Annotated in this window: 2 protein-coding genes; both read right to left on the minus strand. The window is 52.3% G+C overall.

Features of this window, described 5'->3' with window-relative positions:
• Positions 1 to 204 (minus strand): hypothetical protein (locus tag L6R21_28050; protein ID MCK6563059.1); only part of this gene is annotated, 204 nt, incomplete at its 3' end.
• 237 nt (positions 205 to 441) lie between these two features.
• A partial coding sequence (locus L6R21_28055; GenBank protein ID MCK6563060.1) for a hypothetical protein occupies positions 442 to 753 on the minus strand: 312 nt, incomplete at its 5' end.

Genomic DNA, 753 nt, shown 5'->3' on the forward strand with positions numbered 1-753 from the left:
GCCGAGCGTAAAGCCAAAGAACATGCCATTGCCGAACGGGCACGGCAAAGACTGGAAGCCGGCCTGACCAAGCTCGAAAAGCAGTGCGCAGCAGGTAAACGCACACAAGCGAGTGTGGTCGAGCGCAAGATTGGCCGCTTGCTGACACAGAATAGTCGCGTGGCGCGCGAGTATCACATTGAAGTGCAAAAGAGCGACAAACATAAGCTCCGTCTTCAGTGGCACAAGGATCCCACCCAACAAAAGCGCGCCGAACAAAGCGAAGGTTGTTATCTCTTGCGCACGAACATCACGAACTGGTCAGAAGAAGAATTGTGGTCTGCTTATGTGCAGCTCAGTCATGCGGAGGCGGCCTTTCGCATTCAAAAAAGTGATCTCGCCCTCCGCCCGATTTGGCACCAGAAAGAAGAGCGTGTCCAAGCACACCTGCTGGTTTGTTTCTTAGCCTATGTTCTTTGGAAAGCACTGGGCCAGCTTTGCCAAAGCAAAGGCTTGGGGAACGAGCCCAGAAAAGTGCTTGACGAAATCGGGCGCATTCAGGTATGTGACGTCATCTTGCCGACCAAAGCCGGAACAGAAATCAAACTCCGATGCGTGACCAAACCCGACAAGCACCAAAGCATTCTGTTGCATCACCTGGGCCTTCATCTGCCCGCGCGCCTGACCCAAAACGCAGAGTTGTAGTGAAGACTTTTTGACCCCTTCTATTGAAAATACTAAATTTAGATCCAGCAACTGCGGAAGTTGGGCTAG

The sequence above is a fragment of the bacterium genome, assembly GCA_023150945.1.
Taxonomy (GTDB): Bacteria; Zhuqueibacterota; Zhuqueibacteria; order Zhuqueibacterales; family Zhuqueibacteraceae; genus Coneutiohabitans.